Annotated in this window: 23 protein-coding genes; 5 read left to right on the top strand and 18 right to left on the bottom strand. The window is 36.6% G+C overall.

Going from position 1 to position 22732, the window contains the following annotated elements:
• Window positions 1-12: 12 nt before the first annotated feature.
• The 5 genes from M3189_RS05365 to M3189_RS05345 form a co-directional block, all read right to left on the bottom strand.
• Window positions 13-492 carry a GlcG/HbpS family heme-binding protein gene (locus M3189_RS05365; RefSeq protein ID WP_251632739.1) on the bottom strand — a complete coding sequence of 160 codons (480 nt, stop codon included), beginning with the start codon at window positions 490-492 and terminating at the stop codon, window positions 13-15.
• A 27-nt stretch (window positions 493-519) separates the two neighbouring features.
• On the bottom strand, window positions 520-1986 hold the full coding sequence (locus M3189_RS05360; protein ID WP_251632998.1) for an aldehyde dehydrogenase family protein: 1467 nt from the start codon (window positions 1984-1986) through the stop codon (window positions 520-522).
• 142 nt (window positions 1987-2128) lie between these two features.
• On the bottom strand, window positions 2129-2860 hold the full coding sequence (locus tag M3189_RS05355) for a TenA family transcriptional regulator (protein WP_221827065.1): 732 nt from the start codon (window positions 2858-2860) through the stop codon (window positions 2129-2131).
• Window positions 2861-3086: 226 nt separating this feature from the next.
• Complete coding sequence (locus tag M3189_RS05350) at window positions 3087-3833, bottom strand: creatininase family protein (RefSeq protein WP_353057392.1); 747 nt, start codon at window positions 3831-3833, stop codon at window positions 3087-3089.
• A 95-nt stretch (window positions 3834-3928) separates the two neighbouring features.
• Window positions 3929-4258 carry a 2Fe-2S iron-sulfur cluster-binding protein gene (locus M3189_RS05345; protein WP_251632737.1) on the bottom strand — a complete coding sequence of 110 codons (330 nt, stop codon included), beginning with the start codon at window positions 4256-4258 and terminating at the stop codon, window positions 3929-3931.
• 257 nt (window positions 4259-4515) lie between these two features.
• Between M3189_RS05345 and M3189_RS05340 the strand changes: the two genes are divergently transcribed.
• Window positions 4516-4851 carry a hypothetical protein gene (locus M3189_RS05340; RefSeq protein ID WP_251632736.1) on the top strand — a complete coding sequence of 112 codons (336 nt, stop codon included), beginning with the start codon at window positions 4516-4518 and terminating at the stop codon, window positions 4849-4851.
• A gap of 614 nt (window positions 4852-5465) precedes the next feature.
• The gene (locus tag M3189_RS05335; protein ID WP_251632735.1) at window positions 5466-6683 is read left to right on the top strand and encodes a hypothetical protein; all 1218 of its coding nucleotides are present in this window, start codon (window positions 5466-5468) and stop codon (window positions 6681-6683) included.
• 66 nt (window positions 6684-6749) lie between these two features.
• Here the strand turns inward: M3189_RS05335 and M3189_RS05330 are convergent, their stop codons facing one another.
• Window positions 6750-7436, bottom strand: a complete 687-nt coding sequence (locus M3189_RS05330) for a hypothetical protein (protein ID WP_251632734.1) — start codon at window positions 7434-7436, stop codon at window positions 6750-6752.
• A gap of 112 nt (window positions 7437-7548) precedes the next feature.
• Window positions 7549-8997: a hypothetical protein gene (locus tag M3189_RS05325; RefSeq protein WP_251632733.1), complete on the bottom strand. Its 1449-nt coding sequence runs from the start codon at window positions 8995-8997 to the stop codon at window positions 7549-7551.
• A gap of 677 nt (window positions 8998-9674) precedes the next feature.
• Here M3189_RS05325 and nadX point away from each other — a divergent pair.
• The gene (gene nadX / locus M3189_RS05320; protein ID WP_251632732.1) at window positions 9675-10481 is read left to right on the top strand and encodes an aspartate dehydrogenase; all 807 of its coding nucleotides are present in this window, start codon (window positions 9675-9677) and stop codon (window positions 10479-10481) included.
• A gap of 53 nt (window positions 10482-10534) precedes the next feature.
• Here the strand turns inward: nadX and M3189_RS05315 are convergent, their stop codons facing one another.
• The 4 genes from M3189_RS05315 to M3189_RS05300 form a co-directional block, all read right to left on the bottom strand.
• On the bottom strand, window positions 10535-11200 hold the full coding sequence (locus tag M3189_RS05315; RefSeq protein ID WP_251632731.1) for a GntR family transcriptional regulator: 666 nt from the start codon (window positions 11198-11200) through the stop codon (window positions 10535-10537).
• Window positions 11201-11308: 108 nt separating this feature from the next.
• Entirely contained in the window at window positions 11309-11917 is a 609-nt protein-coding gene (yyaC, locus tag M3189_RS05310; RefSeq protein ID WP_251632730.1) for a spore protease YyaC, read from the bottom strand.
• A 131-nt stretch (window positions 11918-12048) separates the two neighbouring features.
• A complete protein-coding gene (locus M3189_RS05305; RefSeq protein WP_251632729.1) occupies window positions 12049-12231 on the bottom strand; it encodes a hypothetical protein in 183 nt (60 codons plus the stop codon).
• 136 nt (window positions 12232-12367) lie between these two features.
• Complete coding sequence (locus M3189_RS05300; RefSeq protein WP_251632728.1) at window positions 12368-12931, bottom strand: cysteine hydrolase family protein; 564 nt, start codon at window positions 12929-12931, stop codon at window positions 12368-12370.
• 310 nt (window positions 12932-13241) lie between these two features.
• Here M3189_RS05300 and M3189_RS05295 point away from each other — a divergent pair, with 310 nt between their 5' ends.
• Entirely contained in the window at window positions 13242-13709 is a 468-nt protein-coding gene (locus tag M3189_RS05295; protein WP_251632727.1) for a GreA/GreB family elongation factor, read from the top strand.
• Between the two features lie 104 nt (window positions 13710-13813).
• Here the strand turns inward: M3189_RS05295 and M3189_RS05290 are convergent, their stop codons facing one another.
• Together M3189_RS05290 and M3189_RS05285 are read right to left on the bottom strand one after the other, a co-directional pair.
• The gene (locus M3189_RS05290; protein ID WP_251632726.1) at window positions 13814-14605 is read right to left on the bottom strand and encodes a DUF2935 domain-containing protein; all 792 of its coding nucleotides are present in this window, start codon (window positions 14603-14605) and stop codon (window positions 13814-13816) included.
• Between the two features lie 152 nt (window positions 14606-14757).
• The gene (locus tag M3189_RS05285) at window positions 14758-16884 is read right to left on the bottom strand and encodes a glycoside hydrolase family 3 protein (protein WP_251632725.1); all 2127 of its coding nucleotides are present in this window, start codon (window positions 16882-16884) and stop codon (window positions 14758-14760) included.
• Window positions 16885-17077: 193 nt separating this feature from the next.
• Between M3189_RS05285 and M3189_RS05280 the strand changes: the two genes are divergently transcribed.
• The gene (locus tag M3189_RS05280) at window positions 17078-17986 is read left to right on the top strand and encodes a helix-turn-helix domain-containing protein (RefSeq protein ID WP_251632724.1); all 909 of its coding nucleotides are present in this window, start codon (window positions 17078-17080) and stop codon (window positions 17984-17986) included.
• 54 nt (window positions 17987-18040) lie between these two features.
• Here M3189_RS05280 and M3189_RS05275 read toward each other — a convergent pair whose 3' ends face one another.
• The 5 genes from M3189_RS05275 to M3189_RS05255 form a co-directional block, all read right to left on the bottom strand.
• Complete coding sequence (locus tag M3189_RS05275; protein ID WP_251632723.1) at window positions 18041-19201, bottom strand: DUF4317 domain-containing protein; 1161 nt, start codon at window positions 19199-19201, stop codon at window positions 18041-18043.
• Window positions 19202-19499: 298 nt separating this feature from the next.
• The gene (locus M3189_RS05270; RefSeq protein ID WP_251632722.1) at window positions 19500-20636 is read right to left on the bottom strand and encodes an MBL fold metallo-hydrolase; all 1137 of its coding nucleotides are present in this window, start codon (window positions 20634-20636) and stop codon (window positions 19500-19502) included.
• A 211-nt stretch (window positions 20637-20847) separates the two neighbouring features.
• Window positions 20848-21954, bottom strand: a complete 1107-nt coding sequence (locus M3189_RS05265) for a D-TA family PLP-dependent enzyme (RefSeq protein WP_251632721.1) — start codon at window positions 21952-21954, stop codon at window positions 20848-20850.
• A 41-nt stretch (window positions 21955-21995) separates the two neighbouring features.
• Entirely contained in the window at window positions 21996-22526 is a 531-nt protein-coding gene (locus M3189_RS05260) for a GNAT family N-acetyltransferase (protein ID WP_251632720.1), read from the bottom strand.
• A 38-nt stretch (window positions 22527-22564) separates the two neighbouring features.
• Window positions 22565-22732 carry a hypothetical protein gene (locus M3189_RS05255; RefSeq protein ID WP_251633010.1) on the bottom strand — a complete coding sequence of 56 codons (168 nt, stop codon included), beginning with the start codon at window positions 22730-22732 and terminating at the stop codon, window positions 22565-22567.

The raw sequence follows: 22732 nt of genomic DNA, 5'->3' as shown, positions 1-22732 counted from the left end.
TTTTTACACAGCTTAAATTTTAATATCGGCTTGTGTTAATACTGTCAGGCCATTGCTTTCTACATGCTTTTGCAAGGCTTCTAGTGCTGCGGTTCCTACGGCGATATCCTGCTCTCCGTTTCCTCCGCTTACGCCTACTCCTCCGACCACTTCACCATTCACTACAATTGGGAATCCGCCAACAAAAATGGCGAACTTTCCTGGGAGCATCTGTTGAATCCCAAATGCCTCGTTACCAGGTAGAGCTGGACCATTTGGCTCTTTATTAAATAAATGAGTAGAACGTTTATGACCTGAAGCGGTATAGGCTTTTGCAATCGCAATTTCAGGTCCTGTAATTCTTGCTCCATTCATTCTTTCAAGTGCAAGTAAATTCCCGCCGTCATCGACAATGGCAATCGTTTCTAGTACGTTGATGTCCTCTGATTTCTTCTTTGCTGCTTCAATCATTAATTTTGCTTCTTCTAGTTCTAATTTTAATATGGTTTTCATTTATTTATTCTCCTCTAACTTTCTACTTTAATATCCGATATAAACGGTCTTTACTTGTGTAAAAAATTCCAAACCAACCCGGCCTGACTCACGGAATGTTGATGTACTAGATTTTTTCAACCCTCCAAATGGAGCATTCATTAAATTACCAGTGGTGGTTCGATTAACCTTAACCGTCCCTGCTTGAATGTCTTTTGTAAATTTAGAAGCGATTTTCAGACTATCTGTAACAATAGCAGCTGACAAACCATACTCAACATCATTTGCAACCTGAATGGCCTCTTCATATGTATCGACTTCAATGACCGCCACAACAGGACCAAAGATTTCTTCCTTTGCAATTCGATGATCTGGTTTAACATTGATAAAGACCGTAGGCTGAACATAATACCCCTGCTTATATTGGCCTTCTGTTAGTTGTTCACCGCCAAACACCAAGGATGCTCCATCTTCTTTCCCATACTCAATGTACTTCAGAACGTTTTTCAATTGCTTTTCATTTGCCAGAGGTCCGATTTTCACGCCCTCTTCAAAGCCATTTCCGATTTTTAATGCGCTCGTTTTTTCGATTAATTTTTCCACAAATTGCTCTCTTACATTTTTCATAACGATTACCCTGCTTGTTCCCGTACACGCCTGCCCAGTTAAGGAGAAACCACCGTTAATCGTTAAAGTTGCGGCTAATTCAATATCTGCATCATCCATGACGATTAAAGGATTTTTTCCGCCAAGCTCCATTTGTGTTCGGGTGGTAAAAGAAGATTTTTTATGGATATCTTCTCCCGCAGCAGTGGAACCTGTAAAAGTAATCGCTTTAATGGCAGGATGGTTAACCAGAGCATCGCCTACTTCTGAAGCCTTCCCTGTCACAAAATTTATGACCCCTTTTGGTATACCGGCCTGATGTAGTGCTTCAACTAGACGTAAAGCGATTAATGGTGTATCTGAAGAAGGTTTAAATACCACCGTATTACCAGTAATTAATGCAGGTGCAATCTTTCTAGCAGGAATAGATAGCGGAAAATTCCATGGCGTAATGACACTGATCACCCCAAGTGGTTCTTTTTCCGATATAACCTTCATATCTGGGTCATCATTTGGAAAGGTTTCACCTGTTATCGTCTGTCCTTCAACGGCATAAAAACGGAGAGTTTGTGCAGACCGAATGACTTCATTCTTAGCATCGGTAACATGCTTTCCTTCTTCTCTTGTCAACTCTTCTGCGTATTGATCAGCATTTTCCTCCAAAATACTTGCTGCTTTGTTTAGGATCGCTGCCCGTTTTGATGGAGATGTCTTTGCCCAAGTTGGAAAAGCAGCTTGAGCTGCATCTATCGCTGCTAGAACATCTTGTTCATTGGAAGCTTGGAAGGAGCCGACAATATCCTCTGTATTTGCTGGATTCACACTGACAAATTGTTTTTGGCTGACCGATTCCTGCCATTCACCATTTATATAGTTATTGAACGTTTTCACTTGTGTTGTTAACAAAATATCACCTTTTTCTTTTTTAATAGAAAATGGCCGTCATTTTGAACCTCGAAATTACAAGATTAGTATGACGGCCAGGAAAGATAGATTCTATCAATGGGTATTATCCCAAGGAATTCCATCTATTTGTATGAAACTAAGTATTTTAGTTGGTTTGAACTAAAGACCCTAAGTCCTGCTCAAGATACTCTCTCCATAAACCATCCATGTACATACGGCGCATTTTAGCACCCACTCTAACGATTTCAAGACAACGCTGCTGTAATTCTGGAGTATCTGCGTGGTCAAGAACAATCTTATATCCTCGTTCACCATGAATTTCATCTGAAACTATGTGTAAGTCGAAGAATTCAATTTCTTCATCTGTAAATCCATATTGAGCGCGTAATGCTGGCGTTTGCTTACGATAGATATCAGGTACTTGGGATTCTAAACCAACTACAAGGGCAGCTGTAGCAACAACAAAGTGTTCACGAGCAGCTACTGCGAAGCACCAGCTTTGAAGACCTAGAGTTGTCGGTGCCATATTATCTGGGTTAATGACTCGTTCAGCTGTTGTGCCGCAAGCTTCTGCAAAGCGAATCAATAAATCTGTATGACGATCTGCTGCAATTTCCTCTTCATACATGTTCTGTAATGTGAAGTCTTTAGCAGCTGCAAATTTTGGATCAGATGGAGTATTGTGATAGATATACGCAAGGTAATCTGCGAAAGGTCCTACATAGTGGTAGTGATTTTCTGCCCATCTCGCAAAGTGCTTTCTTTCTAATTTTCCTTCAGCCCAAGCGACTGTAAATGGAGCCTTCTGGCTATGATTACCTTTAATAGCTTCTTCTAGTTCTTTACGGAATTCGTCTTTTGATAATAATTCTGTCATTTTAACTCCTCCTGTTTCCTGGGCATTCTCGCCATTTTTGTATTTGATATTTTGTATACCATAATGCTTGTAAAAATTAGAGAGTGTAAGTGCTTTCTCTCTGCTGTTTTTAAATTATTGTATTTGGTATACCTTAATTAAAATATTAACCTATTATTTTTTATTTGTAAATATAATTTTTAGAATTTTTTAAAATATCAATTAAATAATTACCAAAAACCGGGTATTATATAAAAACATCCTTATTTATTTTTAATAGACTATAGAGGTCTTTCGTGAGATTATCCAATGCCTCTTCTACAATCTGTTGCCCCAATTCATAGCTTGCTTGAGTAGCATCGCCTATACAGCCATTTTGGGTCATTTCTTCATAGAAATAAAAACCTTGAATCGCTTTTCCCGGTCGAAGCTGCTTCCATCTTCCCTGTTCTTGTATATCGCCTTTTTCAAGCCAATCAAGCCGTACTAGCTCTGGAGCTAAATACAAAGCTTCAGATACCTCTCTTTCACAGCTGTGTCCAAACAATGGGGATGTGATAGAGTTACCGATTGCTTGTTTAGCCGAGGCTGTCGTTTTTGCATAATAAATATCTACATTCAACTCTTTTGTCAACGTCATTGAGGCAACACTCAAGGTTGATTGGTTGCCTCCATGTGAATTTAACAATAAAAATTGTTTTATTCCATGGTGACTTAGGGATGAAATCATATCCCTTAGAATTGAAATCAGTGTGTCCGGCTGCAATGAAATCGTTCCAGGAAAGTTCATATGGTGTGGTGAGACTCCCATATTAACAGTTGGAGTCACCCATGCATGAGGAAACATTTTTTGACCAAGTCTTTCCGCCATCTTCTCAGCCAATACAGCATCGCAGCTTTCAGCCATATGTGGTCCATGTTGTTCATGTGCTCCAATTGGAATGATGGCAAACGTAACGGTCTTTAATGATTCTTTTACTTCCTGCCACGTCATTTTTGTTAGATTATAACAATCCAATAAAATCCCCTCACAATATCCTTATTCATTTAGGTTTTTTGTATACCAATAATACTTTAAAAAATAATCTACTATCTTAGGGTAGCAGATTGCTTCTTTGGCGGTTGAATGGAGATGTTTTCTTGAGAAATTTCGATATCCTGTTCGATTGTTAATTGGCATGTTAAGCGGTATCCTTCCTCCACCTTGTCACCTAACATTTTTATTTCTTTCCAATTTGGAGGTGCGATTGCATCTCCTCCGCTAATCACACGACATGTACACTTGGTACACCTGCCCATTCCACAACCATACTTTAATTGAGGAAATTGTCGGATACCTGCTAAAACTACTAGATTCGCATTATCCTTTACTTGTTGTTCGACTACCGTTCCATCCACATGAAGAATTACTTTTGGCATAAAATATCCCCTTTCTGATTGTAGACCAAAGAATTTGATGCTTTTTAAGAATTATACAATCAATTTACCTAAGAAGAAAAGAAGTTTTTATAATTTTTTAAAAAATTAGAATATACCATTGAACATTTTGATAACTTAAGATAAACTACTTGTAAGGTATTTGGTATACAAAATATCAAATTGAGAGGTGGTTCTTACATACTTACATTTTCAAGGAAAACCTATATCAAAAAGAAAAAATAGAAGGAGTGTGTATAATGGGGAACTATATTGTACTTACAAATAAAGATACTTTTCAAACCATTCTTGATAATGCAGGGCTAGAGACCGTTGAGACCTATAACTTTTATTTCTTTGATAAATTGAAAGCAAAATACACGATTGCTAAAGTACTCGATGAAAGTATTAAGATTCAATTATTTGAAGAATTTGAAGGTAAGGATTATGTAAACCACATTGCTGTGAAGTTTTTCGAAAGATTTGAAACGATTGAAGCGGCACGTGAAGAATTAAATGAAATTGTCAGAGCATCAGGGAATAGTGAAGATTCCATTCATTCCAAGCTAGTGAAAGCAACTGAAGTAGCTTCATAAGATAAGAAATCTAAGCTATTCAATTATTACGTAACCGGAGCTGACCCACTCATCTCCGGTTTTTTTAGTCATTTGAGAACGAAAAAAACCACCACTCCGGGGCTGTTAACCAGCCCCCCCCGTGATGGCTTTTTCTATTATATTGGAAGGAAGTTTAAAAATTTAATGTTTTTCTTAAACGCGCTAACTTCTTTTCAGCTTTTTCCATAGCCTTTTTTGATCCAAAAAGAAAATTAAACATCCCGATTCCCCCTATTATTATCATGTATTGCTTACCCTTATTGTATAATGGTATTGAAGAAATTACAAGTAAATTGTATACCATATACCAAATAAACAGTGTATAATGTGTATAAATGGTGAACAAATCTCATGTTTGGTATACCAAAGAAATATAGTTTACTGTTTTAGGATATGGACCAAATACAAAAAAGCAGGGTGTTGCTATGTTAAGATTCTTATTTTTATTCGTTATTTTTATGTTTTTATTATCTACTTTACTGCCTCAACTCGACTTTAGCGTCCTGCTATCGATTCTATGTTTTATTATTGTCTGTTGCACATTTTTTCTTGCTAAACGCTCCGTTCAACTATTAGGGGGGGCATTCCTGCTTTTGGGGTTCGCACTGTTATGGAAATCCGAAGCACAATGGTATGAGTACATATTATCTTTTGGACCCATGCTTGATTTGATTACTTTATTTACCCTAGTTCCTATTCTAGGAATCCCAATTAAATTAGGAGGATATAGCGGCGGCATCCAAACGATTATTCAAAAAAAGGTAAAAAATTCTGGTCAGTTATATATCATAACCTCAGGTATTTCGTATTTTTTTAGTATTTTTATGAATCTCGCAACTTTGCCGATGACCTATTATTCGATACGCCCATCATTGAACATGTTTTCAGTTGAAAATAAAGAACGATTTATGAGTAGAGCGATTACTAGAGGGTTTGCCATGCCCCTCTTGTGGGCTCCGGTTACCCCCATCGTAGGTATTGTTATCTCTGTAACCGACGTACGCTGGATCTCCATTTTACCCTATGTGATTCCACTAAGCATTTTAGGTTTGGGGATGGATTGGTTCATTGGAGCACGTAGAGCGAAGAAGATGCTTACTTCTTCTGTTCAAGACGTTTCTGCTCATGAAACAGCAGCAAGTATTGAACAGTGTCAAGTGAATTCTCCAATCAGGATATTGCAAATTTTCTTAGCGATTCTTATTTTTGTTATTGCCATATCAATAGCTGAGTCACTGTTTCATTATTCGTTTTTAATTCTAGTCTCATTTCTTGTCATTCCATTTGCACTTGCTTGGTCCCTATTCCTAAAAAAAGGAGCAGAATTTGGCAGTCAATTATTAAAACATTTTCACTCCTTTTCAATCAGTATGAAAGACCAATTTTTTATTTTTCTATCGGCCGGTTTTTTTATCTCGACCATCACAATCTCCCATACTAATGAATGGTTGAATGATTGGATTTTGACATTTATTGACGTGGCTGGTGTGGAAATCTTTATGATTCTACTTCCCTTGGTCCCTTTAGCTTTAGCCTTCTTAGGACTTCATCCAGCGGTTTCACTGGCACTGATGACAGGAGGCTTGGACATTTCTGCCCTTGGTCTTAATCCACACATACTAACAGTGGCCATGTTGGCTGGGGCAGTCGCTTCTTTCTTAGTAGGTCCTTATAATGCGACATTAGGACTTATGTCGAATCTTGTAAAAGATACTTCTTATAAAGTATCAAATTGGAATATTGCCTTTGCCTCATCGTATATCATCATCGTTATGCTTTACTTGATTCTCTTGCAAGTATTTACTGGCTGATGAGGAAATTAAAACAAAGAAAAAACCAGGAGCTGGTACAATTCAACTTCTGGTTTTTTCATTCCTTTATTCTTTTTCTGACTCAATTTCTTTTAGAATTTCTTTTGCAAAGTGACCAAGAGTTCCGTTACTATAGGAACGGATCACTTCAGGTGCTAGGGATGTTAATGCCCTTTTCGAATACTCAGGTGAGTATTGATATTTTGTCATAACCTTCTCAATCGCAATAGCTGTTTTTAATGCATGGTACGTTGCCAACCTATTTACTTTAATCAAATTATTCTCCAGGTCTATTTTCACTTGACCTAAGGGTAGAAACAAATCCTCAATTTGCTTTGGTAAAGCTGCCTCTGTAATAAATAAACCATTGCCATTCTCCAATAAATCTCTCCATTGCCCCATATATTTGACACCAAAAACATTTAAGGATGGGAAACTATTTTTAAGATCATTTGTATTTATCGCCGTTGCCATATTAACAATATTAATAGAAGAAATTGGTTGCACTTTTATCATTTCATTTGAAATAAAAGGGATTACCTCCTTCGCTGGAAGTGCCAATATGAATACATCGATTTCGTTAAATTTACCAGGGGTCAAAAGGTAACTATTTTGATAGTGTTGAACAAAATCTTCGGTTTTCGTTATTGAAGGATGATAAACTCCTATTGACAGATTCGCACTGTTCCAGTGTTCCATTAAAGCTTTCCCCAATTTACCAATACCAACTAAACACACTTTTACTTTCTTCAAAATTTTCACCTCTCCATATTATATTAAACATAAAAAACAGGGCTATTAGCTTGGTCTGATTTGACTTTGCCGATAGCCCCTCAATTTTTCATCTAAGTATAATTTATTTTTGTTACCAAATTAATAAAGCTATTAATGTTGCAATGAATAAACCAGTCAAAACAGGAATGAAGTTCTTTCTGGCAAGTTCAATCGGCGATAATTGTAAGAAGCCAGCCACTGCAACAAGAGAAGACCAAGCTACAATGGTTCCTCCACCCCAAATCGCACCCATTTGACCAATTGCTGCCATGGTCGAAGGATCAATACTACTTCCGTTCGCTAATGCTCCAGACAGAGCACCTGTCAACGGAAGCCCTGAGAACCCGGAGCCGTCTAACCCGGTTATTAATCCAACAATCAAAATACCAAAACCAGCAATAAAGGAGTTTTGAGGAATAAAAGTCTGTCCTGCCTGAATCATATCAAATAGGAATGCCGGCTTCGCAGCTTCTGCGTCAAGTGAAAGTATACTTGGTGTAAAATCCCCACTCCCCATGAAGAAGAAACCTGCAATCGGAATAACTGGGGCCATGGCTCTGAATGCAAATACAAAACCTTCAGTAATATGATCACTAATTTTATCAAGCGCATGGATTCGGTTAAAAGCAATGGTTGCAAGGATTAATAGAACTGCCGCCACACCACCAACAAAAGCTGCACCATCTGTTCCTTCAAAACCCGCACCACCAGAGAATTTGGATTGGAACATATAAATCATCACAGCCAGCATGGATAATGGGACTAAGACTGCGAATCTCTTACTCCATTTATTCTTTCTATTTTCTAGCACAGCACTTTCTTCAGTAGTAGCAGCAAGTTCATCCGCAACATTAAAAAATGCATTATCCCCTGTAAAATTCATATTAGAATCTACATTGGAACTTTTCACGATTGATTTCCGGTGTGCAAAATAGACCATACCTAATGCACTAAAACCTGTTATCAGTGAAAGAATTAAGCCTCTATCTGTAACTAAAGTTTTCTCAATTCCTGCTGCCTTTGCACTAAGCATAGGAGCAACTTGCATAATATAGTCGGATGAGAGTGCCATCCCTTGACCAGCAATAACAACCACCATAGCAGCTGTCATGACAGGCAATCCTGCACGGACTGCAGCCGGTACTAATAAAGCACAAATAAGAGGGACAGCTGGTGTTGGCCAGAAAAACAAGGATATGACATAGGTCACGACCATTAGTACCAAGTATGATACATGTCCGTTAACCATTATTTTTTGAATGGGAATAATTAGTTTTTTGTCAGCACCTAAATCTCTTAATGAATTAAGTAGTGCAATCATTAGGGAGATAATTAAGAAAATGCTGAATAGCTCCTTAGCAGCAACGAGGTTTGCATTGAAGACTGCCTGAAATCCTGAGATTAAGTTTCCTTTATATACTACCGCTACTAAAAAAGTACCTATGATGACAGGTAATACAACACCTTTTCTAAATAGCATCGTAGTAATGACAGAAACAGTTACAAGAGCATAAATCCAATGAGCTAATGTTAATTCCATATATTCCCCTCCGACTCTCCGCATTTTTTTGGTTCAGGATCCATTTATGGATGGCGAGAAATTTCAAGTTTGCAAAGTTTGATGAGGTAATGATTCTGCTAGCTGCCAAATTTATGTATTCCCTCATTTTTAAAAATAGGTACATAGATGTTTGCCAATATACAAGATTTGTATATTGTGCATTGTAGATTGTATACCATAGTAATATAAAAAATTTCTTTCATTTTAAAAAAAATATGAGTCCTTGCTTAATCACGTTGCTAACAAATGATTTTCAACCAATCAAAGATAACGCTTTCAAATTTTATTTGTACCCTAACCACCCCCCCAAAAATTATCACTATAAACACCTTATAAAACATAATAACATCAATGAGTTAATCGTGCAAATAATTTTAAATATTTTGATATTTTTGTATTTTAAAATTACTCTATTGCTAAATTTGATAGATTTAGGTAAAATAGAGTGAAAAATCGGTATATCGTATACCAAATAGTTTATGCAATATTTACCATTTCTCCTTTCTATCCTGGGATATTACTCCTAATTAAACTTTTATTACGTTTACGATATCATGGTTTAATGGTTTATAGTAGAAAGTTGTAAGGAAATCTAACAGAGTTTTTACTAATTTAACGTTACTAATCTTTCAAAAATAATATGAGGTGGTTGTATTATGCTAAAAGCTGGAATCATTGGTTATGGAACTATAGGAAAAGGTATTGCAAAATTAATTCAATCCCAGCAAGCTGGTGATATTAAGCTACAAAGCGTTCTTGTCAGAAACCCAAATCAAACGGAGGAGCTTTTACAGCTTCCTTTTTCCATCACGAACGATGAAGAGTTTTTTTTCAATCAAGATTTAGATATTGTAATAGAAGCTGCAGGTCATCATGCTTTACAATTATACGGAAAAAAAGCCTTGGAAAGTGGGAGTCATTTAGTTGTCATTTCGGTGGGTGCGTTAGCTGACAATGAGTTTCTGGATACACTCCATAAAGCAGCACAAGAAAACAACAAACAAATTTTAATTCCGTCTGCTGCTATAGGTGGTTTAGATAGAATTGCTGCTGGGGTTTTAGGTGAAATTGAAGAGATTACCCTTATTACGAGGAAACCAGTAAAAAGTTGGTACGGAACGATTGCGGAGGAAAAAGTTAACCTAGAAACGATTTCTGAGCCCCATTGTATTTTTGAAGGGAATGCAAGAAATGCTGCAAAATTATTCCCTGAAAATGTCAACGTCTCCGCTACATTAAGTCTAGCAGGAATTGGCTTTGAAAAAACGAATGTTCAAGTTTATGTCGATCCCACCATACAACGTAATCTTCATACCATTAAGGCGAAAGGATTTTTTGGCGAGATTGAGATATCTGTCCAAAATCAACCATACCAACAAAATCCTAAATCAAGTCCTATTGTAGCGATGAGTGTCGCCAAGGTGTTAAAAAACCTAACCTCTTCCATTGTAATCGGTGTATAAACAAAAGAAAGAAAGAGCTATAGATTAGCTCTTTCTTTCTTTTGTTTTTTGCCCTATCCTTTTTTAACAGATTCAATGTAGGCCTTTCTCGCATTTTCAATATGAATTTTTGTAAGAAATTCTGCCATTTCTGTTTCTTGATTCACAATGGCTTCCATAATTCTTATATGCTCTTCCATTGCCTGTTCTGCTCTTCCGGTTTTTTTATGGCCAAGCTTTGCAAATGCTTTGATATAATCCGATAATCCACTAAGAATCTCATATAATTTAGTATTGTTAGCAGCACTGTATAAAAGATGATTGATTTCAAAGTGGATATCTGCATAATCCGATTCTCTTTTATCTTGCAAAGCTGCTTCCACTTTTTTAATACATTCGATGAATTTATTTTTTGTACTATCGTCTAACTTTTGGACAGCTAATTTGGCAGCCAATACTTCAAGAGATGAGAGGATTGTAAATACCTCAATGATTTCTTTTTCCGAGATATCTGCAACAATGACACCTTTTCTAGGTACGGTTTTCACAAATCCTTGTGATTCTAAACGAAATAATGCTTCACGTATAGGCGTACGACTAATATTCAATCTTTCTGCCAATTCCCTCTCCACTAAACGATCGCCTGCTTTGAACTCTCCTTCTAAAATCAAATCTTTAATGTGGATATAAACCCTCTCACGAATCGAGATTAAATTATCCTCCGTCCAATTACTTACCATTTTTCCTCCTTCTTCAAACTCCGTATACTTTATACCAATTATAACATTTTTTAGGCATTTTTCCCTAGCAAGAAGATTATTGCGGTACATTTTTTACTAAGTGAAACATTACGTTACTTGATTATTATTAACGTTCCCATCATCAAATGCAGCCCTAGTGATAATTTCCGTTACTATTTCTGCAAGAACTTTAACGGTATACAAACGAGTGCTATTTAGAGACTGTACCGGTGAGAGTGGATCCAGATAATTCACAATGGCCTTCAAGTGGTAATTACCCACACTGGGTAATATGTTATTCACCGCATTTCCTGGAATAAAGGCTCCCTCTTTTATAAAAACCGATCCTATTTTCCCTTCATCCCCCAAACAAGCGTCAATTCCAAAAATATAAGGTTCTTTATATGTTTTATGGATTTCCTTGATAACTTTTTTTATATTTAGTGCATGAACGGGTTGTTCTAAAGTCCCATAAACCGGAAATGGAATATTCTTTTCCTTCAGCATGGTCCCCACCATTGGACCGAGTGAGTCACCTGTGGACCGATCTGATCCAACACATAAAAAGACGATTTCATTTGAAGTTTGGCAAAGTACTTCCTTAAGAGTATTAGAAATTTTTTCAATTTCGTCCACTTTCGTACTTTTTTGTATGGACATCACATTCAGACTTTCTAATTTGTCTTTCTTTTTCCTTTTGGAAATAAAAGACCACATCTTCATCCAACTCCTAATTTTTATTGGATAGAGGTCAATAAAATACAATTCTAAATTAATTTTAGCTGAAGATTAATAAAATTTCATACGAAAAATGTTTATTTACAAATAATTATTTGTTTTCTTAATAATTAATACAATTGCCTAAAGTAATCCTTCAGTTCTTTTTCAGTTAGGATGATTTTTCCATCCAATTTCACGGTTTGTAACACGAACTCTTTTACACCGATAAACTCTGATTCTGCGATAAGAAAGAACATCGTCCCTTTCTTATGAATACCTCTGTAATTCTTTATTAATGTATATCTCTTCATTATATGGTCCCTCAATCTGTGTGATTGATAGTTATTTTACAGCCCATTCAAAATTCGCACAAGAAAAAAGAGCAGCTGCACACTGCTCTTACTCCTCTGTTTTCCATATGAAATTCTATAAATTAGCCTTTACCTACTAAATCTGTGCCAATACATCATCGGTAGTAACAATCGTTGCAAACTCCTTATGTAAGGCTGCAATTTCATACTTATGCACATCCTCTGGTGAAAGGGTATTCCCTTTATGGTCGGTAATTTCGTATGCAGCAGTTGCATCTTCTACAAGAAACGTTTCAAATCCTAAGTTACCACTCATCCTTGTGGTGGTAGAAACACAGTGTTGTGTTGATAACCCTGTAATTATAACGGAAGTCATCTGCTTATCTCTTAGGTACGATTCTAGTTCTGTCCCAATGAACGCACTGTTAACATTTTTTTGAAAAATAACCTCTTGCGGTAAGGGTTGGATGATTTCCTTGAATTCAACACCTGCTTTATTTTGATAATTGAGAGGTGATTTAGGCAATAACGATAAATGCTTTGAATAAATGACTTCCCAGCCCCGTTTTCTCCAAACTGTTAAGAGTGTTAAAATATTCTCCTCTGCCTGCGGATTGTTACGCTTCCCCCAATAGGAATCATCAAAGCCTTTTTGAACGTCTAAAACCAATAAAGCAGGTGGTTTTACGAATGTCTTCATTTTGTTCTCCTAAGCAAAATAAAATATTCCTTCATAATCTTTAGGTTCCCCAAATGAAAGTAAGATATTTAACATACGTGATAGGTATTCATGATATTTTGGTAAATATATGTTAAGATAAAACTAATATCTTCCATTCAGTAAAGGGGCTATAGTCCTCTTTATTACAGAAACAGCTGCGCCAATATTACTGTTGGTCTATCTGCTTTCTTGTATGGAAGGTTTCATTTTTTTATTTAGGAGGAATTTTTTATGAGAAATTTAATGAAGTTTTGCCAAAAGTTAAATCCTAGCTTGGGGGTTATCTACTATGAACCGTAGTGCGAATCAAAGTAGAGACTACTTCGTTCAACAACTAATTTATATTGATGAAAACATCAAGGAGTTAACTCAAGCTTATCTCTCATCGACCCCAATACAGGACCGATTAAAACACTTTTTTAATTTATATGTATTAGAAGTTGAGGACTTATTAAAAGTGAATCAAAAAAATAATCATATTTCATTCTTTCCAAAGGTGTTAATCGGGACAAAGGTAACCGTATTGTATGACGAAGATAACGAAACAGAGGATTACGTCATTTGTTATCCAGAGCAATCGAATCCGGATCTTGGCTATATTTCCTTCTTATCTCCAGTGGGCAGACAGCTTCTTTTTAAAAATATCGGTGAGAAGATTTCGTTAAAAATTCCAACCGGGGAACTTTCGGTTACGATAAAAGAAATTTCGTTTGTTGGACACCTTTTAAATCAAGAAACAAGAACGAAAGAGGCCTAATTTAGTTATATCGAAAACGTTTCCAAATAATATACAAACAACCTTCCACCATTACTAGGTGGAAGGTTTGTTTGTATCATGTATTAATCTCTTAAACTCTTAATCTAGTCTCTGCTCAGGCTAGCCTCAAACATATCAATAATTTCTAGGAATCTAGAGGCTTCTCTAAATGTATGGTCAGCTAGGAGTGGATGAATGTTGCTCTTTATTCGACATTCTTCTATTAAGTCTCTTGCCGTTTTCTTGAAATCCCTTAATGAAGCTACGGATACCTTATTTTGGTCTAAAAATTGATCGAGTAATGGTTTGGTTTCAGATTGCGGCCGCATATAGTCTAAATCAACGGCCTGGAACAACAATTTATCAAAATCATTACTAAATTCTCTCGCCTGCTCCACTAACTTTCTTTCCGAAGGATCTAAAAGGTGCCCGATAAATTTTGCATGGTCAGCCATAATCTTTAAGAAAAAGACATTCTCTTCAATTATTGAATCAGGTGTCGGGGCTAATATCCCTTCATTTAATTCTTTTAAACGATTAGCAAAATATGCGGCTTCCCTGCTAATATGGTCAATTAATAAAGGGAAATTGTTATGCCTGATTTGACAGCGAAGTGTTAAATCTAATACTTTCCTTTTATAGGCATAAATCGCTGCTGCTGCTTGATAAACCTCGGTATTAAAAGCTTGAACTTGACGTAAATCCGAATTGACCGTAAACCTGGATAGCTTCTCCTCAATTCTCTCGAATAAAGCCATAAACTGCTGGGCTTCCTCAATTAATTGTTTCTGTTCATAGGTGAATCCCAGACTTAAAAATAAAGAATGTTCTTTCATAATCCTAGACCAGAATTTAATTTCGTCTAATGATCTAGCAACAATCGGATTTGCTGCCATGTTGTCCCTCCTTAGCTATACACTTCCTTCCCATATATATGAATAGACTGTTAGTCCATATTACCTATCCATCTAATAGTTTGTTACACCCAGTTTTGTATACAAAAAAAGCTAAGGCAAATCACCTTAACTTTAAGTGTTAATCCATTTTTTTAATATTTTAGTCCATGACCAAGTTTATAAACATTACCATCGCTGTCTTTATATGCATATGAAGTTCCTTCTGGCATATACTTGTCCTTGTCATAACCTGGAACATCATTTCTTGAGAAACAGTCTCCATTTTCATCAACCGCAATCACTGCTTCACTTGCTGGCAATGTCAGCGGCAGGACGCCTACTGGTTGGAAATTGCCTGTAATTACTTCAAATTGTGGCTTAAAGAAGGTATCGTAACCAGCCACCAATGCATCTGCTAAAGGCTCCGCATTTTCAAGTATCCACGGCAATGTGATATTGACACTGATGATGACTTTTCCATCACGATTATGGATGCTGTCGCAAACTTCCCTTAGATGATTCATTCCACTTAATGTCGTATCTTGATACTCAGAACCATCTAACGCTTTTAACGTTTTATTTTCAACTAATTCAAGTTCTAACAGTCCAGGCGTCGCATGAAAATAGTTTCCAGATTTTGGTTGTAAAATCAATACCGCTACATCTGCTTCGGCATGATTTTCAGTCAAAGTAATGGCTCCAAGTTCTTTCCAATCTTTCCTTGCTTGTTCCGTGTACATATCTGCTAGTTTTTGATCCTTATGGAAAACCTCAACATACACTTTCTTACCGTTAAGTTTTTCAGCTGTTAAAGGTAATGTTTGATTTGAATTCTTAAGAACGGTTATAGATTTTTTATGAGCTTCATATGCCGCTTCCCAGTGAGCTGGTGTGCTAACTACTTCTGCAGCCTGTTCAGGAGAAACATACGTACGATCATCGAATAATCCTAACGTAAACATTTCTTCTAGTAAGCGTGTATTCGCTTCATTAATACGCTTTTCACTAATCCAGCCACTTTCGATTGCTTTTTTAAGATTCTCAATATCATTTGTATCCGCAACAAGGTCTGTACCGGCATTGACTGCTTTTGCAAAACGTTCTGCCTCGGTTTTCGTTTCTTGGCCCCAAGCCATTTTATTCACTATTCCGCTGTCACTATTTACATAGCCTTTGAATCCTAGTTTGTCTCTAAGGATGGTTTGTAAGAAATAATGATTAAACGTAAATCCAACTTCTTCAAATGGAATATCTTCACCCTCGAATTCTTGCACCGTACTCTTATTGATACGAGGGATTGAATAATATGGCATAATCGAAGAAGTTCCATGTTCGACCGCTGTTCTAAATGGTGGTAAGTGATACTTTTCTAAGCTTCCAGGAGTTGGATATAGATTCCACTTTCCTTCTTCATAGTGAGGATCGAAGCCATTTTCCCTTGCACCGCCGCCAGGAAAATGCTTGGTTGTCATAGCAATACTATGCTTTCCTAACTCTTTTCCCTGGAATTCGTCAATTATGCGGCCAATTGCATCTGAAATAAACTCTGGATCTTCTCCAAATGTGCCATATGTACGCTGCCATCTAGGATCTGTAGCAGTATCCGCCATATACATATAGCCTTTTCTAATTCCAACAGCATCCCACTCGTCATGTGCAATTTTAGCAAATTGGCTAATAAGTGATGCATCACCGCCATTATTGATATCTCCCATAGCTGCTGCAGCAAGCCCTAATGTTCCTGGCCAAGTGGAGAATATGCCAACTGCATCGTTCATGCCAAAGATGGATTCACCATTTTCATTTCGAGAATTGGATGCAATTAAGACTGGAATACCAAGACGTGTTCCCTCAGCAACTTCATTCATTTTATTAATCCACTCTGCCATTTCGGCCGGACTATGATTGTCTCGATGAATGAAGTGACGTAAATGCATGTTTTCAATTGTATGTGTTGTTCCGTACATTTTTGCAGAAGCAGTAAAAATATTTTCACCTTTTTCAACAATTGCTTCATCTAGCACACCATCATGACTGGTCTTATTCTTATCTTTTTGAGTAAGCCCCATAAAACGTGTATTAATTAGCATCATACCGACTTTTTCATCGATATTCATTAATGAAACTAGGTTCTCCGCACGTTCCTTTGGACTTAGACGCCAATCTTTATATGGCTCTAATTTCCCACTATTATTTAAGTCTTTAAATTTCAACCCATCTACTTCAATAATGTTTTTAACCCTGACTTCTAATTCTGGTTGTTTATGATTTTTTTCCACTTTAACCCCTCCTACTCATAATCCTTGATTCTAGATCCAACAAAAATTTCTCTTTTATTAAAGTGCTCAATTTTCGGATTTATCATTATATCAAATTCTTTTACAGTGTTATAATAACAACAAAATGTAATAAAAAAATATCATTTATTGCTAGAAATATTGTAAATGTTGCTTTTTTGAGAGGACGACCTGCATGAAACAGTCGATACATATCCCAGTAGTCAATCAATCTTTTGAAATTCATGATTTTAGCCATAAAAATCAATCCTATAATTTGCTCAAAAAATATAACGAATCCGCAGAACGATTTTATCAATTAGATCCTTTATTTCGCTTACATACTCACGATTGTTTGGAGATTTTGGTATTTTTAGGCGGAGATTGTAATTTTTTCTGTGAAGGAAAGACCTACACCCTTAGGAGAGGGGATATTGTAGTGGTGCCTGCTACTGCGGTTCATCAAGCAATCGTTAAGAATATCGATGACTATGAACGAATCATCATCAACATTAGTAATCGTTTAATGGCTAACTTTGTAACAGTCTCACCATCTATAAATGAGAATATTGTTTATCAAAAAACACAAGGGTCTTATGTGTTACATCTGAATGCAGCGAATTTTCAAGAAATCATCTCTTTACTGCATGAAATGACTCATAGAATAAAAAATGGTGAAGAAAATTTTTCCTTCACCTTACAATATCTCTTATTCCAAGTGCTTCAAATCATATTTGATCCTGCTAGCAGTTTGCCAAACCTAAATAACAAGCAAGAACACGACGAAAGGATCGTGTCAATACTGGAATACATTGAATCCCACTTAGCGGAACCAGATTTAAGCTTAGACAAAGTTTCAAGCTATTTTCATTTAAATAGGTACTATTTTTCACATTATTTTAAAAAACACATGAACCTTCCTTTTTACCGGTATGTATCACTAAAACGGTTATCCTTTGCGGTTACGATGATTAAACAAAATCAGATTCCGATAGAGAAAATTGCCTTAAAATGCGGTTTTCCTGATTATTCAAGTTTTTATAGACTATTCAAAAAGGAATACAATCTTTCTCCTAAAAATTTGCAAAAGGAATATAAACAGTAAGAAAATAGGGTCAATCCCCTATTGCGTTAAAGCAAAAGGGACTGACCCACTACATTAGTGTATTTCTGATTCTAGCCTGAATCCTTCAACGATAACATCATCATCGATTTCCAACAATAAACACCGTTTACCTTGAAACATAATATATTTTACATGTTTCAAATCCATCGGACTGAGAGATAAGTTTGCAACCTTTGTTTCAATTTTTACCGATTTAGGGACTAAATTGCTTGCTTTTAACTCATGTTTTTCATCATCTACAATCGCTTTGAATGCATGTTCCACTTTAGCAGTGTCTATATTTTCAACGCCGCTGACGGTTAAAATCCGTTCGATATCTCGAGAATCCAACTTAGGTGCTTCACTTTCCTCATTTTCCTTATTCTCTTGAACCACCCTGTCAATTTCCTCATAGACATTAGAAATTACCTGGGCATCTACTGTATCTCCAATTACTTTATTCAGAATTAGTTCAAAGCTATCCTTTTCCTCCATAGCCGTAATGATTTCTTCGCAATTGAGTACCTGTTCGATAAATGTTTCATCTGGTTGATTTGCTTTACCAGCACAATATAGGATATGGTTCACATCTGCCGCGTTATCATTGAAAGCAGGGAACAAAAATCCTGACAATGGCTGCGCTAAATTAATAATTGGATCAAAGGCGTTATTTGATCTAAATTCTCTTTCAACATAATCAAATACCAAAGCTTTTTTCGGCTGGTCGGTTTTATTAAGACTGCAGAGAATAAACTCGTTGGAATAAACCGCGTCATCTCCGCCTTCTCCGGATTCTGGATCTCGTTTTTTGGTCGCTTTGCGATATTCTCCTCGGATAAACGTTACCACTGTATCAAATTCATAAACCGTATGAGCAAACATTTTTCCTACGATTTGGTGCATATATTCTATCCAATCATCGGTTGTATCACTTTGCAATCCATCAAAGAGAATCATTTGGGTACTATCTTCTGCATCTCGATGAAACTTCAGCTCAAATAATTTGGCATCGAGAGCCCCTGTTAAAATCTTCTTAAAGTTCATCAAAAATAATTCTTGCGACTCCTGTTCTAGCATTTCAAATGGTGAAATGACGGAGTGGTAAATCTCACCTGATTCTTTCTGAACATAAACATTTAAGATTTCGCGAATTTTCATAAGATCATTGTTCAATTTAAACTGTTTCCGGATATTAGCTATGTCTTTTGCATTCATTTTCTCAACTCCCATCCATGATTATACTGTTCAAAAAGAAAAATAGTAATACTTGACAATTTATCTGCAGTACTACCTTAGGACTTAAAATCGACATATTCTTTATAAAACAATATTTCCTATTAAGACAAGGCTCTTTTCGTATAGAATGTTGTATGTATACAAATGGAACGTTCCTTTCCATATTGATTAAAGCACCAATCTGTTAGAAAAGAGCCTAAGACAAAGATAAAGCCAATAATAGTAAGCGAAGTGTCTTGTCGCAAACCATTTTATAAAAAGTGATGAAATCGGTTATTTACTTTGGAGTTGAGGATTCAATTTTTAAAGAGATATTTGTACTAAGTGCTTTCCACCAGGAACTAGGTTCTGGGAATCTTCCATTTAAATCAACCGTTTCCCCTACATTTGGTGCGATTAAATTAACTTTGTTTAGCTCAGCTGCATGTATGGCTCTTTCTACTGGATCTGTCCAGCTATGATACGCCAATGTAAAAGCTCCCCAGTGTATCAGCATCATGTTTTTGCCTCTTACATCAAGATGAGCTTGAACAGATTCTTCTGGCTGCATATGGATTGCTGACCACCGTTTATCATATTGGCCGCCTTCTATTAAAGTGAGATCAAAAGGACCATATTTTTCACCAATTTGCTTAAAATGCGGTCCATATCCCCCATCCCCACTTGTATAAATTCTCTGATTTACTCCAAGGATCACCCAGCCGTTCCATAAGGTACTATTTCGATTGAACAATCCCCTCCCGGAAAAATGCTGGGATGGAACGGACGCAATCGTTAAACCTTCCCATTTGACTTCATCCCACCAATTACATTCCGTTATTTGATCTTCTTTTACTCCCCACCTCATTAAATGTGCAGCTACTCCAAGCGGGACAATGAAATGATCCACTCTATTTTTTAACCTGATAATGGATGGATAGTCTAAATGATCATAATGGTCATGTGTAATTAACACAACATCGATTTGTGGTAACTTCTCGATCACATATAATAGATTTTCACTGTAACGCTTGCTGCCAACAAATGATACGGGTGATGGAGACGGTCCAAACATGGGGTCAATCAGGATTTTCCTTTTGTCTAATGTGAGGAGTATCGTTGAATGACCAAACCATGTCAAGTTGTCTTCAACACTGTGGATCTTGTCCCAATCTATAGAAATAGGAATAGGGTTCATGGGACTCCGATCTTTTTTCCCCGTTAAGGAGTCTTTCATTAAAGAAAGGATGGTAGGTACGTCCATCTTCATGTCGGTAGGTCTTTGATTGACAAATTCCTTATTTTTATAATGGTCAAAATAACGATAACGCTCACGGTCCTGCTTACTAGGACTGCCACCAAACGTCGGGTGTATAGTAATAAAGAGTATGATTCCAATTGCTAGAACGCTTATTATGATTAGTAGATATAACATTATGATTGTTGGTCTCCCTTCACGATTATCCTTAAGAACTAAGGAAACTTAACATGATTCCTTCTATTATCATATCTAACAAGGTTGTAGCCATCAAATTTATAGACAGTTTGTGTTTTGATAAATAAATAAACACCGCCCATGTTTTGCGGACGGTATTTGGATTAGTCAGGGTTATATTTTTGTTGTCCTCTATTGATCACCGAGAAATTTATTTAACCATTCCTCTAGCGTCGACTTTCCAAACATCGATAACCTGTCCATTTTCATGAACCACATACTCTTCAAACTGATTAACGACAGGACAGGCATGGTTTGGAATGATTTGTACTTTATCATTTAACTTTAAATTGGTTTCTTGAGCTATAACTCCTACCCCATGCTCTTCGGATAAGCGTTCGATAATTACTTCAGGGTGTCCGATGATATGACCGAACCCGCTAACACTCTGATTACCATGTGCACCCTTGTCTAAACATAAAGACTTACTGCCTGTATCAAAAATAACCCTATCATTATAGATACCCACCACAGATGCTAGTAGAGTTAGTGCACAATTCTCAATGTTTGTTACACCTAGACCTACTTGAATGGCGTCAAAAAACACCGCATTACCTGGCCTGATTTCTGTGATTCCTTGTACCTTTCCTGCAATTTTGAATGTAGGTGTAGAACCAACACTTCGAACTGGAATTGGAATGCCAGCTTGTTCACATTCCCTTGCACTTTCAACGACTGCCAGCCCTTCCTGTTTGCCTATGTTTTCAATTCCTTCATAGGTATTTGCTGCATACGAGTGTCCAGCATGTGTAAAAATCCCCCCGAGTCTAAGCTTTGAATGAGTCATAATTGATTTTGCTAAAAGAACAGCTTCCTCCCCGGGTTCTACTCCACAACGATTGAGACCTGAATTTACTTTTATCCATACTTCTAAAGTATAAGGTGTATGTTCTAGTCCTCTTTGTAAATTACTTAAGGATACAGGATTGTCTACGGATACTTTCAGACGAACGCCCTTTTGTAATAGTTTTATTAATCTATTAATTTTGTCTGGATTTGAAATGGGATACGCGATTAATATATCCTTAATTCCTCCAGTCGCCATTACTTCTGCTTCACTAATTTTAGCCGTTGTTATTCCCACTGCTCCTGCTTCCACCTGGAGCTGGGCTATTTTCATGGATTTATGTGTTTTGATATGTGGTCGATAAGAGACACCCTGTTCATTTGCAAAGCTAGCGATATCACTTATGTTCTTTAACAGCTTTTGACGGTCTAACAGCAAGGTTGGGGTGTCTAACGTTTTAATGTTGGTCATAGTTCCTCCATCCTTTATTTTTTTATTTATTTCGGGTTCTTCTATATATTTAATAAATACTTCTCCATTCGGATATCAAACCACATTTTATCCGCCCAATAAGTGAAATTTTCGATACGTCCAATTTCCTTATATCCTAGTTTCTGATAAAGTTTCTGTGCTTGTGTATTAAATTCAAATACACCCAACTCAATCCGGTTCAGACCCTGTTTCTTAATTTCTTCCTCTAAGTATTGAATTGCCTGAAAGCCAATCCCTTTGCCTCTACCTTCGAGCTCTCCTATTGTAATCCCAATCCATGCAGTTCCTTTTTCTTTTTTGAAAAGGTAGTTCGGGTCAACCGTATAATTCATTTCGCCGATTAATTGGTCATCCAGGTAAATTAAATAAATGTGATGGTGTTCTAATCTTTGTTTTAGGTCATCCAAGGTCATGGTATCCCTACGTTCCAACGCAGCCTTGTTTTTATTCGGGCGTGTCAATGGGATTAATACCTCATCATTATCCCAACGATTAAAAACGTCTACAAGAGTCTCGCTAGGTTCTATTATTTTGATAAATTTTAAGTTCATGATGGTCTCCTCTTAAATGTTATAATTTGAATCTATCTTTATTCCTGACCCACCGTCATCTTTCCAACAGCCTGCGGACCAAATATCAAAATAAACTTCATCCAAAAACCTCCTACAAAATCTTCCACTTCAAAGATAGTAAATTCTCTATTTATTACAAAAATCCCTTCTTTTACTCCATAAAGTAAAAAAAGGCGCACCCTCAT

It is taken from the genome of Neobacillus niacini (assembly GCF_023715415.1).
Taxonomy (GTDB): domain Bacteria; phylum Bacillota; class Bacilli; order Bacillales; family Cytobacillaceae; genus Neobacillus; species Neobacillus niacini_C.
The sequence above is the reverse complement of the archived record's forward strand: the minus strand, read 5'-3'. Positions and strand labels throughout refer to the sequence as shown.

Excerpts from the sequence above, each read along its gene's own strand:
- M3189_RS05365 (WP_251632739.1), bottom strand. The coding sequence starts at position 492 with ATGAAAACCATATTAAAATTAGAACTAGAAGAAGCAAAATTAATGATT.
- M3189_RS05355 (WP_221827065.1), bottom strand. The coding sequence starts at position 2,860 with ATGACAGAATTATTATCAAAAGACGAATTCCGTAAAGAACTAGAAGAA.
- M3189_RS05350 (WP_353057392.1), bottom strand. The coding sequence starts at position 3,833 with ATGACGTGGCAGGAAGTAAAAGAATCATTAAAGACCGTTACGTTTGCC.
- M3189_RS05345 (WP_251632737.1), bottom strand. The coding sequence starts at position 4,258 with ATGCCAAAAGTAATTCTTCATGTGGATGGAACGGTAGTCGAACAACAA.
- M3189_RS05340 (WP_251632736.1), top strand. The coding sequence starts at position 4,516 with ATGGGGAACTATATTGTACTTACAAATAAAGATACTTTTCAAACCATT.
- M3189_RS05325 (WP_251632733.1), bottom strand. The coding sequence starts at position 8,997 with ATGGAATTAACATTAGCTCATTGGATTTATGCTCTTGTAACTGTTTCT.
- nadX (WP_251632732.1), top strand. The coding sequence starts at position 9,675 with ATGCTAAAAGCTGGAATCATTGGTTATGGAACTATAGGAAAAGGTATT.
- M3189_RS05315 (WP_251632731.1), bottom strand. The coding sequence starts at position 11,200 with ATGGTAAGTAATTGGACGGAGGATAATTTAATCTCGATTCGTGAGAGG.
- yyaC (WP_251632730.1), bottom strand. The coding sequence starts at position 11,917 with ATGTGGTCTTTTATTTCCAAAAGGAAAAAGAAAGACAAATTAGAAAGT.
- M3189_RS05305 (WP_251632729.1), bottom strand. The coding sequence starts at position 12,231 with ATGAAGAGATATACATTAATAAAGAATTACAGAGGTATTCATAAGAAA.
- M3189_RS05300 (WP_251632728.1), bottom strand. The coding sequence starts at position 12,931 with ATGAAGACATTCGTAAAACCACCTGCTTTATTGGTTTTAGACGTTCAA.
- M3189_RS05295 (WP_251632727.1), top strand. The coding sequence starts at position 13,242 with ATGAACCGTAGTGCGAATCAAAGTAGAGACTACTTCGTTCAACAACTA.
- M3189_RS05290 (WP_251632726.1), bottom strand. The coding sequence starts at position 14,605 with ATGGCAGCAAATCCGATTGTTGCTAGATCATTAGACGAAATTAAATTC.
- M3189_RS05280 (WP_251632724.1), top strand. The coding sequence starts at position 17,078 with ATGAAACAGTCGATACATATCCCAGTAGTCAATCAATCTTTTGAAATT.
- M3189_RS05275 (WP_251632723.1), bottom strand. The coding sequence starts at position 19,201 with ATGAATGCAAAAGACATAGCTAATATCCGGAAACAGTTTAAATTGAAC.
- M3189_RS05270 (WP_251632722.1), bottom strand. The coding sequence starts at position 20,636 with ATGTTATATCTACTAATCATAATAAGCGTTCTAGCAATTGGAATCATA.
- M3189_RS05265 (WP_251632721.1), bottom strand. The coding sequence starts at position 21,954 with ATGACCAACATTAAAACGTTAGACACCCCAACCTTGCTGTTAGACCGT.
- M3189_RS05260 (WP_251632720.1), bottom strand. The coding sequence starts at position 22,526 with ATGAACTTAAAATTTATCAAAATAATAGAACCTAGCGAGACTCTTGTA.
- M3189_RS05255 (WP_251633010.1), bottom strand. The coding sequence starts at position 22,732 with ATGAGGGTGCGCCTTTTTTTACTTTATGGAGTAAAAGAAGGGATTTTT.